Origin of the sequence: Pseudomonas panipatensis (genome assembly GCF_900099785.1) — a bacterium.
Taxonomy (GTDB): Bacteria; Pseudomonadota; Gammaproteobacteria; order Pseudomonadales; family Pseudomonadaceae; genus Pseudomonas; species Pseudomonas panipatensis.
Map to the genome: position 1 here is coordinate 386,446 of NZ_FNDS01000003.1, position 15,607 is coordinate 402,052.

14 protein-coding genes and 1 riboswitch are annotated in these 15,607 nt (G+C 68.3%); of the genes, 2 read left to right on the forward strand and 12 right to left on the reverse strand.

The window, feature by feature from the left end; all coding sequences use genetic code 11:
• Window positions 1-9 precede the first annotated feature (9 nt).
• The 11 genes from BLQ74_RS09475 to BLQ74_RS09525 all read right to left on the reverse strand — a co-directional run bounded on the left by BLQ74_RS09475 (window position 10) and on the right by BLQ74_RS09525 (window position 11,021).
• Window positions 10-885 (reverse strand): EamA family transporter, encoded by an 876-nt coding sequence (locus tag BLQ74_RS09475; RefSeq protein ID WP_090262303.1) that lies wholly within the window; start codon window positions 883-885, stop codon window positions 10-12.
• Window positions 885-1,634, reverse strand: a complete 750-nt coding sequence (locus tag BLQ74_RS09480; protein ID WP_090262304.1) for an SDR family NAD(P)-dependent oxidoreductase — start codon at window positions 1,632-1,634, stop codon at window positions 885-887. The genes BLQ74_RS09475 and BLQ74_RS09480 overlap by 1 nt, the downstream gene beginning before the upstream one ends.
• Window positions 1,634-2,407 (reverse strand): SDR family NAD(P)-dependent oxidoreductase, encoded by a 774-nt coding sequence (locus BLQ74_RS09485; RefSeq protein WP_090262305.1) that lies wholly within the window; start codon window positions 2,405-2,407, stop codon window positions 1,634-1,636. Before BLQ74_RS09485 ends, BLQ74_RS09480 begins: the two co-directional genes overlap by 1 nt.
• Window positions 2,408-2,409: 2 nt before the next feature.
• Window positions 2,410-3,432, reverse strand: coding sequence for a fatty acid desaturase family protein (locus BLQ74_RS09490; protein WP_090262306.1), 1,023 nt, complete (start codon window positions 3,430-3,432; stop codon window positions 2,410-2,412).
• 51 nt (window positions 3,433-3,483) lie between these two features.
• Window positions 3,484-4,491 carry an ABC transporter substrate-binding protein gene (locus BLQ74_RS09495; protein ID WP_090262307.1) on the reverse strand — a complete coding sequence of 336 codons (1,008 nt, stop codon included), beginning with the start codon at window positions 4,489-4,491 and terminating at the stop codon, window positions 3,484-3,486.
• A 44-nt stretch (window positions 4,492-4,535) separates the two neighbouring features.
• A riboswitch (guanidine-I (ykkC/yxkD leader) is annotated at window positions 4,536-4,639 on the reverse strand.
• A 322-nt stretch (window positions 4,640-4,961) separates the two neighbouring features.
• Window positions 4,962-5,777 (reverse strand): ABC transporter permease, encoded by an 816-nt coding sequence (locus BLQ74_RS09500; protein ID WP_090262308.1) that lies wholly within the window; start codon window positions 5,775-5,777, stop codon window positions 4,962-4,964.
• A complete protein-coding gene (locus tag BLQ74_RS09505) occupies window positions 5,777-6,610 on the reverse strand; it encodes an ABC transporter permease (RefSeq protein WP_090262309.1) in 834 nt (277 codons plus the stop codon). The genes BLQ74_RS09500 and BLQ74_RS09505 overlap by 1 nt, the downstream gene beginning before the upstream one ends.
• A gap of 11 nt (window positions 6,611-6,621) precedes the next feature.
• Entirely contained in the window at window positions 6,622-7,734 is a 1,113-nt protein-coding gene (locus BLQ74_RS09510) for an ABC transporter substrate-binding protein (protein ID WP_090262310.1), read from the reverse strand.
• Window positions 7,735-7,791: 57 nt separating this feature from the next.
• Complete coding sequence (locus tag BLQ74_RS09515) at window positions 7,792-8,877, reverse strand: ABC transporter ATP-binding protein (protein WP_090262311.1); 1,086 nt, start codon at window positions 8,875-8,877, stop codon at window positions 7,792-7,794.
• Window positions 8,878-9,014: 137 nt separating this feature from the next.
• Window positions 9,015-9,938 (reverse strand): LysR substrate-binding domain-containing protein, encoded by a 924-nt coding sequence (locus tag BLQ74_RS09520; RefSeq protein ID WP_090262312.1) that lies wholly within the window; start codon window positions 9,936-9,938, stop codon window positions 9,015-9,017.
• 3 nt (window positions 9,939-9,941) lie between these two features.
• Complete coding sequence (locus BLQ74_RS09525) at window positions 9,942-11,021, reverse strand: AraC family transcriptional regulator (RefSeq protein WP_090262313.1); 1,080 nt, start codon at window positions 11,019-11,021, stop codon at window positions 9,942-9,944.
• A gap of 103 nt (window positions 11,022-11,124) precedes the next feature.
• Here BLQ74_RS09525 and BLQ74_RS09530 point away from each other — a divergent pair, with 103 nt between their 5' ends.
• Together BLQ74_RS09530 and BLQ74_RS09535 are read left to right on the forward strand one after the other, a co-directional pair.
• The gene (locus tag BLQ74_RS09530) at window positions 11,125-12,873 is read left to right on the forward strand and encodes an amidohydrolase (RefSeq protein ID WP_090262314.1); all 1,749 of its coding nucleotides are present in this window, start codon (window positions 11,125-11,127) and stop codon (window positions 12,871-12,873) included.
• Window positions 12,870-13,793 carry a CobW family GTP-binding protein gene (locus tag BLQ74_RS09535; protein WP_090262315.1) on the forward strand — a complete coding sequence of 308 codons (924 nt, stop codon included), beginning with the start codon at window positions 12,870-12,872 and terminating at the stop codon, window positions 13,791-13,793. Before BLQ74_RS09530 ends, BLQ74_RS09535 begins: the two co-directional genes overlap by 4 nt.
• A gap of 462 nt (window positions 13,794-14,255) precedes the next feature.
• Here BLQ74_RS09535 and BLQ74_RS09540 read toward each other — a convergent pair whose 3' ends face one another.
• Window positions 14,256-15,569, reverse strand: a complete 1,314-nt coding sequence (locus BLQ74_RS09540) for an NAD(P)/FAD-dependent oxidoreductase (protein ID WP_090262316.1) — start codon at window positions 15,567-15,569, stop codon at window positions 14,256-14,258.
• Window positions 15,570-15,607 lie beyond the last annotated feature (38 nt).

The window sequence follows — 15,607 nt, forward strand, 5'->3', positions numbered from 1 at the left end:
GTACGGTGGTCAAGGGCGTACCTCGCTTAGGGAGTTGACGGAATCACGCGGCGGCCGCGCGGCGATCAGCGCGGCCAGCAGCACCAGGCTGCCGCCGAACCATTCGCCGGGGCCGAGCAGACGGTCGCCGAAGGCGGCGGCGGTGAGCACCGAGACCAGCAGCTCGACCACCACCAGCACCGCCGCGCGGCTCGCCTCGACGTGGCTGAAGCCGTACTGCGCGGCGCCCATGGCGGCCAGCCAGAACAGGCCGAAGGCGCCGATCTGCAGCCAGGTCGGCGCGTCCGGCAGGGGCAGCGCGGTGCCTTCGAGCAGGCAGAAGAGCGCGGCGAACAGCGCGCTGCCGAGGAACGCCGCCATCGCCTTGCTGGCCAGCGGCACCTGTTCGGCGGCGCGCGTGGCCAGGTTGTTGAGGGCGAAGGACAGGCCGGCGGACAGCGCCAGCCAGTCGGCGCCGCCGAGGCTGGCGAAGGTGTCGCGGTCGACGCCCAGGGTCAGTGCGATGCCGCCCAGCGCCAGCAGCAGCGCGCCGATGCGCGAGGGCGTCAGGCGTTCGCCGAGCAGCAGCCAGCCGCCGAGCAGGCCCCAGGCCGGGGCCAGGTAGAACAGCAGCATGCTGCGCACCACGTCGCCCTCGGAGAGCGCGCCGACCAGCCCGGCGGTGGCCCAGCCGCCGAAGCCGGCGATGCCCAGCAGGCCACGGCGCTGCCTCCACCAGGCGCGGCGCTGGCGGTAGAGCACGGCCAGGGTCGGCAGGCTAAGCAGGCCGAAGGTGAACAGCACCATGGGCATGCCGGCCAGGCCGAGGCCGGCGAAATGCGCCAGCGGCAGCCAGCCCAGGCCCCAGATCGCGGCGCCGAGCAGCAACACCCATTCGGCGCGCATCAGGCGCCCATCCAGGCGCCGCCGTTGGCGCCGAGCATCTGTCCGTGGAAGAAACTGGCCTGCGGCGAAACCAGGAACAGCACCGCAGCGGCGATCTCCTCGGGTTTGCCCAGGCGGCCGGCGGGGATCGCCGTCTCGCGGGCGATCATCGCCGCGCTCATGTGCTGCAGCGAGACCATCGGCGTGTCCACCGGTCCCGGCGCCACGCCGTTGATGCGCACGCTCGGGGCGAACTCGCGGGCCAGCGCTTTGGTCAGGCCGATCACCCCGGCCTTGGCCGCGCAGTAGGCGGCGTAGCCTTCGCGGCCGATCTGGCCCAGTTCCGAGGCGATATTGACGATGCTGCCGTCGCCACGCGCCTGCATGTGCCCGAGGGCATGGCGGCAGCAGCGGTAGACCGCGTGCAGGTCGACGCCGAGCAGCCGCGCCCAGTCGTCCTCCTCGGTGTCGAGGAAAGGTTTTTCGAGGATGATCCCGGCGTTATTGACCAGGATGTGCAACTCGCCGAAGGCGTAGATGCGCTCGAACATGGCCGCGACCTGCTGCGGCGACGACACATCGGCTTCCACCGCCTGGGCGCGCCCGCCGTGGGTGGCGATGCGCGCGACCAGGGCGGTGGCGGCCTCGGGCTGGCCGAGGTGATTGATCCAGACCTCGGCGCCGGCCTCGGCCAGGGCCAGGACGATGGCGCGGCCGATGCCCTGGGTGGCGCCGGTGACCAGCGCGACTTTTCCTTCCAGTGTTTTCATCAGTGCATCACCTCGCCATGGCTGACCGACAGCGCCTGCCCGGTGAGGGGCGCGGCCAGGGGGCTGCCGAGGAACAGAAAGGTGCCGGCCAGGTCGGCCGGGGTGAGCAGCTCGGGCACCGCCTGGGCGGCGAGCACCTGGGCCAGTTCCTGCGCTTCGCTGCGGCCGTTGCTGGCGGCCATCACGCGCAACGAGCGCAGCGCCGCCTCGGTGCCGATCCAGCCGGGGCAGACGGCGTTGACCCGCACCCGGCGCGGGCCGAGTTCCCAGGCCAGCGAACGGGTCAGGCCGATCACCGCGTGCTTGCTGGCGACATAGGCGGAGAAGCCCGGCACGCCCTTCAGGCCCCAGATCGACGCCTGGTTGATCACGCTGCTGCCGGGCTGCAAGCGCGGCAGCAGGGCGCGGGTCAGGCGCAGCATCGAGGCGACGTTGTTGTCCAGCAGCGCCTGCCAGCGCGCGTCGGCCTCGGCGTCGGCATCCTCCAGCGGGGTGGCGTATTCCACCCCGGCGTTGTTGATCAGTACATCCAGCGGCCGGTCGCCGCCGGCGGCGACGAAGGCGGCGATGGCGCTGCTGTCGCCCAGGTCCAGCGCCGCGGCGCTGACCTCGCCGTGCAGCGCCAGCTCGTCGGCCAGCGCCGCCAGCGCGGCACGGTCGCGGTCGAGCAGGCACAGGCTGGCGCCCCGTTCGGCGAAGGCGCGCGCCAGGCCCTGGCCGATGCCACTGGCGGCGCCAGTGATGAGTACGTGCTTGCCGTGGTAGTCGATCATGCTCACACCGCCGTCAGGAAGGACACGCCGACCGCGCCGTAGAAACCGTCGGCGCGCCGTTCGCCGCTGGGCAGGACCACCCCGTAGTCGTCGTCCAGCACGCGGCGCAGGCGGTGCTGGTGGAAGCTCTTGAACAGCAGGTGCATCGGCAGCACCTGGGCGTAGCCGTCGCCATACAGCTCATGGTGCAGCTTGCGCAGGCGGTACCAGGGCGCCACCGGCTTCTCGTGGTGGGCATTGTGGTAGGCGAAGTTGAGCAGCAGCAGGTCGAGCGCCGGCCAGCGCAGCGAAACCACGTTGGTGTAGGTGTTCATCTGCTCGTAGGCGCGGTCGCGCGGCTTGTCGTCGGGGATCTTGCCGTTGTCTTCGAGCACCGCGAAGGCGTCGTAGGTGTGCTGGTAGGCATCGGTGAAGCGCAGCACCATGATCATCAGCGACCAGGCGACGAAGTAGAGCAGCAGCGCCTTCGGCGAGATCGCCGCGACCAGCGCGAAGAGCGCGCCGCGCACCAGCAGGGTGAGCAGCACGCGGCGGCGGTTGGCGCGGTGCTTGGGGTTGGCGGTGATGAACGGCAGGAGGATCACGTAGTAATGCATGATCAGCTCCACCGCCGGGATATAGGCCCATTCGGCGGCCAGCACCAGCCCGCGCAGCCAGCCGGGGCAGCGCTTGAGGAAGGCCTTGGTGTCGAAGGTGATGACGTCGGCGCGGTCGACGTGGTGGCGCATGTGCTTGCGCCGCAGGTCCTGGAAGCCGGCGTAGCAACTGCCGCAGAGCCAACTGCAGACTTCGCCGGCACGGATGTTGTGCTTCGGCTCGGCGAAGATGGTGCCGTGGGCGAACTCGTGGATCAGGTAGGCCGCGACTATCATCGCGTGGCCCAGCAGCAGGGTGCCGCAGGCGTTCAGCCAGTAGCTGTCGGCGAACAGCAGGGCGAAGCCGGCGGCATAGCCGCCGAAGGCGTAGAGCAGGGCCAGGCTGTTGGGCACGCGGCCATCGGCGTAACGGTATACGGAAGCGGACATGGGTACCTCCGGGAAATCCCTCGCGTCGCCGCGAGGGAGGGCGGACGGGGATTACTTGGCCAGGGCCTGGACGAATTGCGCGTCGTAGGTCTTGGCGAAGTCCGGGATCGCCGGGATCTGCCCGTTATCCTTGAGCAGTTGCGCGATCACCGCGCCGCTGCCGTAGAAGGAGCTGGTGGCGTCGGACTTCTCGAAGTTCTTGTGCATCTCGGCCAGCGGAATGTTGTACACGCCGCTCATCTGCGTCTTGGCTTCCTCCGGGCTGACGCCGAGCACCTTGCCGATGATCTTCGCCGACTCGTCCGGGTGGCTCTGCATGTAGGCCAGGCCATCGACGTAGCCCTGCACCATCGCCTTGATCGCCGCCTGGCGCTTGGCGATGACCTTCTCGTCGAAGACCAGCACGTCGGTGATCAGGCCGGGCGCCTGCTTCGACGAATAGACCACGTGGAACTTGCCGCCGGGCATGCCGAGGATCTGCGAGACGTTCGGCTCGTAGGTGACGCCCACCGGCAGGCTGCCGGACGCCATGGCGCCGGGAATCGCCTCCGGGGTCATGTTCAGCGGATTGATGTCCTTGGCGCTCATGCCGTTGCTCTTCAGTGCGTAGGCGAGCAGGAAGTCGGACGGCGACAGCGGGTTGTAGCCGATCTTCTTGCCTTTGAAATCGGCCACCGAGGCGATCGACTTGTCGGCGACGATGGCGTCGCCGCCGTTGGAGAAGTCGATCGGCATCACCACCTTGTGCGCCAGGCCCTTGGCCACGCCGCCGACCACCTGGTCGTAGGTCAGCATGCCGCCGTCGAGGGCGCCGCCGGCCATGGCGGTGGGAATCAGTGCGGGGTCGTTGAAGAATTGCAACTCGACGCTCAACCCGTGGGCCTTGTACAGGTCGAGCTTGTCGGCGACATAGAAGGGCGCATAACCGGCCCAGACCACCGTGCCGACCTTGAGTTTCTCGACGGCCTGAGAGGTGAACGGCAGGACAGCGGCAACGGTGGCCAGACAGGCACCGAGCAGGGTCTTGCGCAGCGAACGCAGGTAAAGCGGCTTGCTCATGGCATTGCTCCTACACGTTGGAAATCGGCACGGGATGACATCACGTCTCCCGGGCTTTTTTCCCGCCGTGTAGCCCTGTCCTTAGGGCCGGAGAACTCTCGGACCAGCCATCCACCCATGGTGGACCGGAACCCTAGTTCGCCTGTGGTGCAACTCCAGTGTGTGCCGAGCTTCGCGAGTGCCGGTGGCGCTGACGATCGCGATTCATCCCGTTCGCAGGGAGCAGGAGCAAGTCCGGTGCCAAGGTTCATCCGCGGCAGGCAACTCATTGCTATTCAAAGGCTTAGCGAGGTCGGCCGGTAGACTGCGCGCAACTCCCCGGATCAGCCGTGGGAGCGCCCTGCACCATCTGCTGGCAGGCGCGCAGCGGTGGTGCTTCGCGATGAAGCAGGCAGATGCGCGAGGGGCGGCCATGGCGCCATCCGTTGCGCCGGCCAGGTCCGACGGCGCCGTGGCCGACCCTCCCGCACTCAGGTCCCGGCCGCTCTGGCGGCGACGCGCTGGAGCAGCATGCGGCCGATCAGGGCGAGCAGGGTGAGGGCGATCAGCAGCACCGAGATGGCCGCCACCGCCGGGTCGATGTTGTCGCGCAGGCCGGACCAGATCTGCCGCGGCAGGGTGTTGACCTCGGTGCTGGTGACGAACAGGGTCACCGCGATTTCTTCCCAGGACAGCGCGAAACACAGCAGCGCGGTGCTGGCCACGCCCAGCTTGAGGTTCGGCAGCACCACCAGCAGGGTGGTCTGCGCCAGGCTGGCGCCGAGGTTGCGCGCGGCCAGTTCGATGCGCCGGTCGAGCTGGCTGAGGGCGACCAGCATGGTCACCACGCCGTAGGGCACGACCATCACGATGTGCGCGATGGTCAGGCCGAACAGGGTGTCATAGCCCAGCGCCGGGGCGAACCGGCTCAGCGTGGTTTCCATGAAGTAGAGGACCATCGCCGAGATCATCGGCGGGATCGCCATGGGCAGCAGCACCAGGCCGATCAGCAGGGTCGCCCAGCGCGAGCGCAGGTACCAGATGCCGAGGGCGAAGCTCACCGCCAGGGCGGTGGCGACCACGCAGGCGGCGCTGGCCACGGCCAGGCTCTGGCCCATGGCCGAGAGCCATTCCGGGCCTTCCAGCAGCGCCCGGTAGTGGCGCAGCGACCAGTTGCCGTCGGGCATGGAGAGGAAGCGCTTGGCGGTGAAGGACACCGGGATCACCGCCAGCAGCGGGAACAGCATGAAGATCATCGCCATCGCGGCGAGCAGGCGGCTCGGCGCCCGGCTTTCGTGTGCGTTCATCAGCCCACCAGTTTGTCGACGCGGGTCATGCGCAGCAGCGCCCAGATCAGTCCGGCCACCAGCGCCAGCAGCACCACGCTGAGGGCCGCGCCCAGGCCCCAGTTGCTGGTCTGGAACATCTGCAGGTAGACGTACTCGGCGACCATCACCGTCTGCCCGCCACCGAGGATCGCCGGGGTGATGAAGAAGCCCAGGCAGAACACGAAGACGATGATGAAGGCGCCGAGGATGCCGGGGAGGGTCTGCGGCACGAAGATGCTCCAGAAGGTGCGCAGTTGCCCGGCGCCCAGGCCGCGCGCGGCGAGCAGCACGCGCGGGTCGAGGCGGCGCATGGTCGAGACCAGCGGGAACAGCGCGAAGGGCACCATGAAGTGGACCATGCCGATCACCACGCCGAGTTCGTTGCGCGTGAGTTGCAGCGGTTGGCTGACGATCCCGAGGCTCTGTAGCCAGCCGTTGAGCAGGCCGTTGCTGCGCAGCGCGATCAGCCAGCCGAAGGCGCGTACCAGCACCGACAGCCAGAAGGGGATGAACACGCAGATCTCCACCAGGCGCTGCCAGAACGGCGGGCTGTAGACCCAGCAGTAGGCCATCAGGTAGGCGATCAGCAGCGACACCAGGCTCACCGTGGTGCACAGGCGGAAGGTCCGCCAGAGCACCTCGTGGATCGCCGGGTCGCTGGCGATGCGTTGGTACTGCTCGAGGCCCGGCGTCGGCAGGCTGACGCTCCAGCCCACCACGCCGGCGAACGGCAGCACATAGAACAGCAGCAACACCAGCGGCAACGGCAGCAGCAGCGCGCCGAGCTTGAGCCGCGAGGGATTTTCCGCCATGCGCCGGCCCCTTACTTGGACACGTGGGTCAGGTACTGCTCCAGGGCCACCGCGTAGTGGTCGGTGTACCACTCGTGGCTGAGCATGATCTGCTTGGGCAGGTTGTCCGGGTCGGTGCAGTTCAGGTGCCGGCTTTCCGCCGGGATCAGCGCCGCCGCCGCCGGGTTGGCCGGGCCATTGCAGAACAGCTTGAACAGCTCCACCTGGGACTGCGGGTCCTGGGCGTAGGCGATGAAGCGCATGGCCGCGTCCTTGCCCGCCGGGTTGCCCTTGAGCACCCCCCAGTTGCTGCAGCCGAGCAGGGCGTTGTCGAAGCTCCACTTGATACGCCCGTCGCTGTCCTCGGTGATCACCTTGGCGCGGGTATTCCAGATCGCGCCCATGGCCACTTCGCCTTCGATGAGCAGTTGCTGGGTCTCCGCGCCGGAGCCCCAGAAGGCCAGCACGTGCGGCTTGAGTTGGTCGATCTTCTTCAGTGCGCGCGGCACGTCCAGCGGGTAGAGCTGGCCGGGTTCGACGCCGTCGGCCAGCAGCGCCGCTTCGAGCATGCCGTTCATCCACTTGTACAGGGTGCGTTTGCCGGGGAAGGCCTCGACGTCCCAGAAGTCCTTCCAGGTCTTCGGCGCCTTGTCGCCGAAACGCTGGCTGTCGTAGGCGATCACATAGCTGAGCATGTAGTCGGCGATGCCGTATTCGTAGGCGAAGCCGGGCAGCACCTTGTCCCTGGCGACGATGCCGTAGTCGATCGGCTCGACCAGGTTCTCCTTGCCGAGGTTCTGCAGGATCGAGCTTTCCGCATCGACCACATCCCAGCTCACCCGGCCGCTGCTCATCTGCGTGCGGATGGCGCCCTCGGTGGGGCCGCTGCCGTCGATCTTCACCGGAATGCCGGTGGCCTTGGCGAAGCCCTCGGTCCAGGCCTTGCCGAACGCCTTGATCGCATCGCCGCCCCAGTTCACCACCACCAGCGGCTTGTCCGCGGCGAAGCTGACGCCGCTGCGCAGAGCCAGCGGCAGGGCGGCCAGCAGGCCCATGCCCTTGAGGAAGCTACGACGGTCGATTTGCCCGCGACGGGCCTTTTCCATGAGGACTTCGATGCAGTCTTGCTGGTGCGGATTGAACATGGGGGCAGTTCCCTGGCAGTGGGATAACGACGGAAATCGGTAATGGCGGTGCCGGCGTCAGGCGAGCAGCAGGCTCTTCTCGATCGGCCAGCTCAACCAGACGCGGGCGCCCTGTTCCAGGCGCGCGGCCAGGTGGTCGGCGTGCACCGCCAGACTCATCGGCGGCGCGCCCGCGGCAGCGGTGGCCAGCCCCAGCTCGGTGCTGGCGCCCTGGTAGGTCTTGGCGGTGAGCACCGCCTGCACCACGTTGTGGCCTTCGACGCTGGGCGGCGTGCTGTGCAGTTGCATGTGCTCCGGGCGCACCGCCAGCAGCGGAGCCTCGGCCTGCAGCGCGGCCGAGGGTTCGGCGTGCAGTTCGGCGTCGCCGAAGCGGCCGCGGGCGAGGGCGCCGGCGCGGCCCACCTGGCTCAACGGGAAGAGGTTCATCTTGCCGAGGAACTCGGCGACGAAGCGGTTGCTCGGCTGGTTGTAGATCGCCTGCGGGGTGTCGATCTGGGCCAGGCGGCCACGGTTGAAGATGGCGATGCGGGTGGACAGGGCGAGGGCTTCGTTCTGGTCGTGGGTGACGAATACGAAGGTGGTGCCGACCTGCCGATGGATGCGCTGCAACTCGGCCTGGAGCTGTTCGCGGAGATTCTTGTCGAGCGCCGAGAGCGGCTCGTCGAGCAGCAGCAGGTCGGGCTCGAAGACCAGCGCGCGGGCGATGGCCACGCGCTGCTGCTGGCCGCCGGAGAGTTCGCCGGGACGTTTGCCGAGGTGCTCGCCGAGGCCGACCACGTCGAGCATGTGGCGCACCCGGCGGTTGCGTTCCGCGCTTTTCACGCCACGGATTTTCAGCGGGAAGGCGACGTTGTCCTCGATGCTCATGTGCGGGAACAACGCGTAGCCCTGGAACACCATGCCGAAGTTGCGCTTTTCCGCCGGGCGCCGGGTGATGTCCGCGCCCTGGGCTTCGAGGCGCCCGCTGGAGGGGTCCTGGAAGCCGGCGAGAATCATCAGGAAGGTGGTCTTGCCGGAGCCGGAGGGGCCGAGCAGGGTGAGGAATTCGCCCTGGCGGATATCGATGGAGACTTCGTCCAGCGCACGGAAATCACCGTAACGCTTGCCGATGCCGATGGCTCGCAGTTGGGGCTGTCGCTCCACGGTACTGACCTCGTCTTTTCTTGTTCTTGTCTGGTTCAGATGGCGAGGGGCCGACTGGTCGGTCACCGGCCCTTTTGCGCAGTATTGTCAAATCCTCCTTGGCTTCAATCGCGTTTTTTTGCCGTCATTGTCCAATTTCATTCACCAATCAGACTGTTCCGACTGCCTTTGCGGAACTGCTCGGAGAGCCGCAACTGGGCCGTCATCCAGGCCTTGAAGGCGCGCACGTCGGGGCGCTCGGTCTTGGCCGCGTCGGTGACGAAGTAGTAGCGGTTCGGCGGCTCGATGGCGACGTTGAACAGCCGCACCAGTTGCCCCTTGGCCATGGCGTCGCCGCTGACCAGGGCGTCGCCCATGGCCACGCCCTGGCCGGCGATGGCGGCCGACTGCACCAGGTGCGCGTCGGAGAAGACGATGCCATTGCGCACGTTGAGATCGCGTACCCCGGCGGCGGCGGCCCAGAGCAGCCAGTCGGAATGATCGACCATGTGCAGCAGCGGCAGGTTGGCCAGGTCTTCCGGCGAGTCCAGGCCGCCAGCCGCGTTGAGTAGCGACGGGCTGCACACCGGGAAGGTGTCGAGGGTGGCGATCAGCTCCACATGCAGGTCCGGCCAGTCGCCGACGCCATAGGCGATGAACAGGTCGACGTCGCGGTTGCTGACGTCATCGGGAATCCGTGGCGAGACCAGGTTCAGCTCCACCTGGGGGTGGGCGCGCTGGAACTGGCCGATCTGGTGGCACAGCCAGTAGGTGGCGAAGCCCGGCGTGCAGCTCACGCAAAGGCGCCCGGCGATTTCCTCGGCGGCGCTGAAGCGCCGCGCCTGGTTGAGGATGGCCAGGGCGCGCTGGGTCTCGCGGGCGAAGCATTCGCCCTTGTAGGTGAGGACGATGCCGCGCCCGGCGCGTTCGATCAGCGCGGTGCCCAGGCAGTCCTCCAGGCTGTGCAATTGGTGGCTCACCGCGCTGCGTGTCAGGCTCAGTTCGCTGGCCGCGGCGGACAGGCTGCCCAGGCGGGCGACGGCGTCGAGCACGCGCAGGGCGGTCATCGAGGGGAAACGCATGGCTTACTCCTGGTTCGTCTCGGCCGCGCTCGTCGGCGGGCGCGGGGCGGTCTGTCGGGCGCGCTGCTGGCGAAAGCCTTCCGGGGTGATTCCGGCATGGCGCAGGAAGGCGCGGTGGAAGCTGGTGACGTGCTCGTAGCCGAGCAGGAAGGCGATCTCCTGCAGGCTCATGCGGCTGGCCAGCAGGTAGCGTTCGGCGAGGGCCATGCGCACCTCGTAGAGCACGCCCTTGAAGGTCAGGCCGTGGGCGCGCAGGCGTCGTTGCAGGGTGTGCGGCGGCAGGCGGAAGTGCGCGGCGGCGCGTTCCAGGTCGGGCAGCGGCACGCGGGCGTTCTGCAACAGGTAGAAGCGCAGGTCGTCGGGCAGCGCCTCGCCGCTCTCGAAGCTGGCCAGGGTCGCCGCGCCCTGGGCCTGGCACAGGCGCAGCAGCGAGGGGTTGGAGGTGGAGAACGGCCGCTCGTGGAATTGCCGTGGGATGCGCAGTTCGGCGCGCGGCGCGGCGAATTCGACGCGTCCGGGAAACAGCTCGGCATAGCACGCCGCATGGGGTGGCGGCGGGAAGGGCAGGCGGATCTGCATGTCGGCGCACTCGGCCAGCTCCGGCAGGCGCTGGCACAACCAGCGCCAGGTACTGCTCAGCCATTCCTCGCAAAGTGCCTGGCACTCGGCCGAGCTGTAGGGCGGCAGGCGCAGGACCAGCACCAGGTGCGTCGCGTCCTCCTCGCGGGCCACGTGGATCGGGTGCGGCAGCAGGCCGGACGGCTGGCCCAGGGAGATGTCCCAGGAGCGCCGCAGGTTGGCCGCGCTGATCAGCGCGAAGCCGATCACGCCGAGGTCGAACAGGTTGTAGCGCTGCCCCAGGCGCAGGAAAAAGTCGCTTGGCCAGAGCAGCCCGGCGGCCTGGCGCAACAGCCGGTAATAGCGGGCGAAGGTCATGCCCGGCGCGGCGTCGCCAGGATCGACGGCAAGGCCGGCGAGCAGCGGCGCGAGCGGCGGCAGTTGCGCTCGCGCCTGCCATTCTTCGACGAAGCGCTGGTAGAGCTGGCGGGCGGCGTAGTCGATCTCGGACTGCTGGTCGGGCATGGCGATTCTTGTTATCTGAAGCTAGCGAGTTGTCATCTTATGCTAGTCGGCGGCGCCGGACAGCTCCCTATACTCGGCGAAAAACAACAAGAGGAGCACCGCCATGACGGCGCCCGATTCCTTCCGTTCCACCCATTCACCTGCCCAACGCCATGCCGACCTGCTGTTGCGCAACGGCCGCTTCTACACCCTCGATCCGGCCCAGCCGTGGGCTGAGGCGGTGGCCATCGGCGACGGCCGTTTCCTCGCCGTCGGCCGCCTGGACGAGCTGGAGCACCTGGTCGGCGCGCAGACCCTGGTCCACGACCTCGACGGCGCCTTCTGCATGCCCGGCCTGCACGACATGCACACCCACCCGGACCTGGCCCTGGCGCCGCGCTACGCCGACGACCTCGACGTCGGCATCGAGGACCCGACCCCGGCGCAGCTCGCCACGGCCATCCGAGCCTATGCCGACAGCCATCCCGGCGACGGCTGGATCTACGGCCAGTACTGGGTCCGCTACACCTTCCGCGAGGCCGGGCTGAAGCCGGGGCGCGCCTGGCTCGACAGCATCCTGCCGGAGCGCCCGGTGGCACTGCTCGACCGCATGTGGGGGACCATGATGGTCAACTCCCGCGCCCTCGAACTGGCCGGCATCGATGCCTCGACGCCCGACCCGCGCAACGGCTACCTGGAGCGCGACGAGTTGAGCGGCGAGCCCAACGGCCTGCTGATCGACGGCGCCTACGCGTTGATCCACGCCGCCATGCCGCCGACGCCGGTCGAGGTGCTGCGCCGCGCCTACCGCGACGGCGTGCATTTCCAGAGCGCCCGCGGGGTCACCGCGAGCAAGTACGTGCACGTCTGCGAGCGTCGCCTGCAGGCGCTCAAGGAACTCGACGACGCCGGCCAACTGACCCTGCGCGTGGAAGCGGCGATCAGTTGGCAGGACGACATCTTCCCGGTGCGCCGGCGCTGGCAACTGCTCAGCGGCGAGCGCCACTACTACCGCAGCGCGCGGCTCTCGGCGAACGCGGTGAAGTTCCACTTCGACGGCACCGTGGAGCCGCGCTCGTCGTTCCTCATCAGCCCCTGGCCGGGGGAGAGCGCCTGGCGCGGCAAGCTCAACCTGACCCCCGAGCACATCACCGACATGCTGGTGGACATGGATCGCCGAGGCATCCGGGTGATCGCCCACTGCACCGGCGACGGCGCCTCCGACGTGTTCCTCGACGCGGTGGCCGAGGCGCGCCGGCGCAACGGCTTCAGCGGCATCCGCCACCAGTGCGCGCACAGCACCCTGCTGCATCCGGGCAACCTCAAACGCTTCCGCGAACTTGAGGTGATCGCCGAATTCTCCCCGGCGGCCTGGTACCCGACGCCCTTCGCCAGCGGCGCGCGCTCCGGCTACGGCGCCGAGCGCCTGAAGCGCATCTACGACTACAAGGGCGTGCTCGCCGCCGGCGGCATCGCGGTGATGGGCACCGACTGGCCGGTGGCCTCCATCGACCCCTGGCTGGCGCTGGAAACCATGGTCACCCGGCAGAACCCGTGGAACGACGACCCGGCCTGCTTCGGCGAGCCGATCAGCCTGGAACAGGCGCTGCGCGTGGTGACCCTCAACGGCGCCTACGCCATGGGCCTGGAGGTGCTGAGCGGGAGCATCGAGGCGGGCAAGTCGGCGGACTTCATCGTCCTCGACCGCGACCTCTTCGCCCAACCGGCGCGCGGCTACATCCACCGCACGCGGGTCGAGCAGACCTTCGTCGAGGGCCGCCCGGTCTACGACCGCCGCGGCGCCTTCGCCGGCGGCCCGTTGCAGGCGCTGTGGCAGGGCGAGGCGCCGAACATCGAGGGAGGCGCGCCATGAGCATCCCGGTGAGCGTGGTCGCCGGCTTTCTCGGCGCCGGCAAGACCACCCTGCTGCGCCGCCTGGTGCGGCGATGCGCCGGGCAGCGCCTGGCGCTGATCGTCAACGACTTCGGCGAGCTGAACGTCGACGCGGCGATGATCGCCGAATACAGCGACGCGGTGTACGCGCTGCAGAACGGCTGCCTGTGCTGCACCCAGCAGGACGACCTGCTGGCCCAGCTCGGCCGCCTGGCAACGCTGCAGCCACGGGTCGAACGCATCGTCATCGAATGCAGCGGCGTGGCCGATCCGCAGCCGATCATCCAGGCCCTGGGCTATCCGCAGTTGCGCACGCGGATGCACCTGGACGCGCTCATCACCCTGGTCGACGCCGCTCGCCGACAACCGCTGCAAGGCGAGTACGCGCTACTGGAACGGCGCCAGGCGGCGGCCGCCGACCTGCTGCTGCTGAACAAGGCCGACCTGGCCTCGGCGGCGCAACTGCAGGCGCTGCGCCAACGCTTCGGCGACCTGCGACGGATGCTGCCAACGGTGCAGGCCGAGGTGCCGGATGAACTGCTCTACGGCGAGCACCCGGACCCGCGCCCGCAGCGTCTGCTGGCGGCGAGCCACGGCGATCATCGGCGGATGTTCGACAGCTGGACCTGGCGCCACAGCGGCCAACTCGACCCGCAGCGCCTGCGCGCCTGGCTCGATCAGTTGCCGGAGGGGCTGTTCCGCCTCAAGGGCCGCATCCAGCTCAGCGGTCGCGAGCAACCGTTGTGGTTGCAGTACGTGGGCGGCCGCAGCCAGTTTCTACCGGCGCCGGCGCCGGCGCCGGCGCAGGAGGACGACAACTGTCTGGTGTTCATCGCCAGCGCCAATGCCGGCTTGCGCGAGCAACTGGAAAACAGCCTGGCCACCTGCCTCGCGGCCTAGACCTTGCGCGCCTGTATTGGATTTCGTCCCTCAACGCCAACCGACGCAGCGGTCAGTCCGTAGGATGGGTTGAGGAACGAAACCCATGCGGGGGCGGTGGAGATCGATGGGTATCGCTGCGCTCAACGCCATCCTACGCGGCGGTCAGTTCGTAGGATGGGTTGAGGAACGAAACCCATGCGGGTGGTGGAGATCGATGGGTATCGCTGCGCTCAACGCCGTCCTACGCGGCGGTCGGTTCGTAGGATGGGTTGAGGAACGAAACCCATGCGGGGGCGGTGGAGATCGATGGGTATCGCTGCGCTCAACACCATCCTACGTGCGGTCAATTCGTAGGATGGGTTGAGGAACGAAACCCATGCGGGTGGCGGAGATCGATGGGTATCGCTGCGCTCAACGCCATCCTACGTGCGGTCAATTCGTAGGATGGGTTGAGGCACGAAACCCATGCGGGGCAGGGGCTTAGCGGAATTTCTCCAGCAGTTGGTAGTACCACATGCCCGCCGCCAGCATCGGGTTGCCGAAGACGTCGCCGAGGGGCACTTTGACGTGCTTGCAGCGGGCGAAGGTGTCGAACTTTTCCAGGTCGCCGGTCATGGCCGTGGCCATGATTTCGCCCATGATGTGGCTGCTGGCGACGCCGTGGCCGGAGTAGCCCTGGCAGTACCAGACGTTGTCGGAGAGCTTGCCCAGTTGCGGGATGCGGTTCATCACGATGCCCATGGCGCAGCTCCACTGGAAGTCGATCGGCACGTCCTTGAGCGCCGGGAAGGTGCGCTCGATACAGGGCCGCAGTTCGCCGGCGATATCCCGCGAGTCGCGCCCGGAGTAGTTGGCGCCGCCGCCGAACAGCAGGCGGCCGTCGGCGGTGAGGCGGTAGTAATCCAGCACGAAGCGGCAGTCGTAGACGGCCAGGTCCTGCGGGTTGATGCGCTTGGCCAGGTCGCCCAGCGGCTGGGTGGTGACGATGCCGCCCATGGCCGGGAAGATCATGCCCTTGAGCTGCCGGCGTTCCAGCCTGTGGTAGACGTCGCCGGCCAGCAGCACCTGCGCGGCGTTGATCCGCCCACTCGCGGTGACCACCGCCGGGCGCGGGCCGTGGATGATGTCCAGCACTTCGGAGTGCTCGAAGATCAGCCCGCCGAGGCTTGCCACCGCGCGCGCCTCGCCGATGCACAGGTTGAGTGGGTGCAGGTGCATGTTGCGGGTGTTCTTGAGTGCCCCGCAGTACAGCTCGCTGTCCAGGTGCTGGCGCACCCCGGCGCCATCGAGCAGGGTCACCTCGGTGCTCATGCCGCGCCGCACGGCTTCCTCGTAGGAGGCCTCCAGTTCGATCATGTGCGACGGCTTCATGGCCGCGTGCAGGTGGCCGAACTTGAGGTCGCAGGCGATGGCGTATTTCGCCACGCGGCGCTTGATGATTTCGTGGCCGCGCCAGCGCAGGTGCCAGATGAAGTCGTCGACGTCCTTGCCGAGCCACTGCTGCATCTGCTTGCGCATGGCGCTGTCGCCGGAGAGGCTGCCGGTGACCTGGCCGCCGTTGCGCCCGCTGGCGCCCCAGCCGATCTTGTGGGTCTCGACGATGGCTACCTTGTAGCCGCGCTCGGCCAGTTCGACGGCGCTGGCGACCCCGGTGAAGCCGCCGCCGATGATGGCGATATCGACGTTCACCTCGCCGAGCAGGCTCGGGTAGTCGGTCTCCACGTTGAGGGTCGCGGCGTAGTAGGAGGGGGCGCGCTCGGCGGCGGCCTTGGCGGGTTTTACTGCGGCGTTCATGTGGGCTGTTCCTTTGTTGTTCTTGCGTCTGCTGGGCA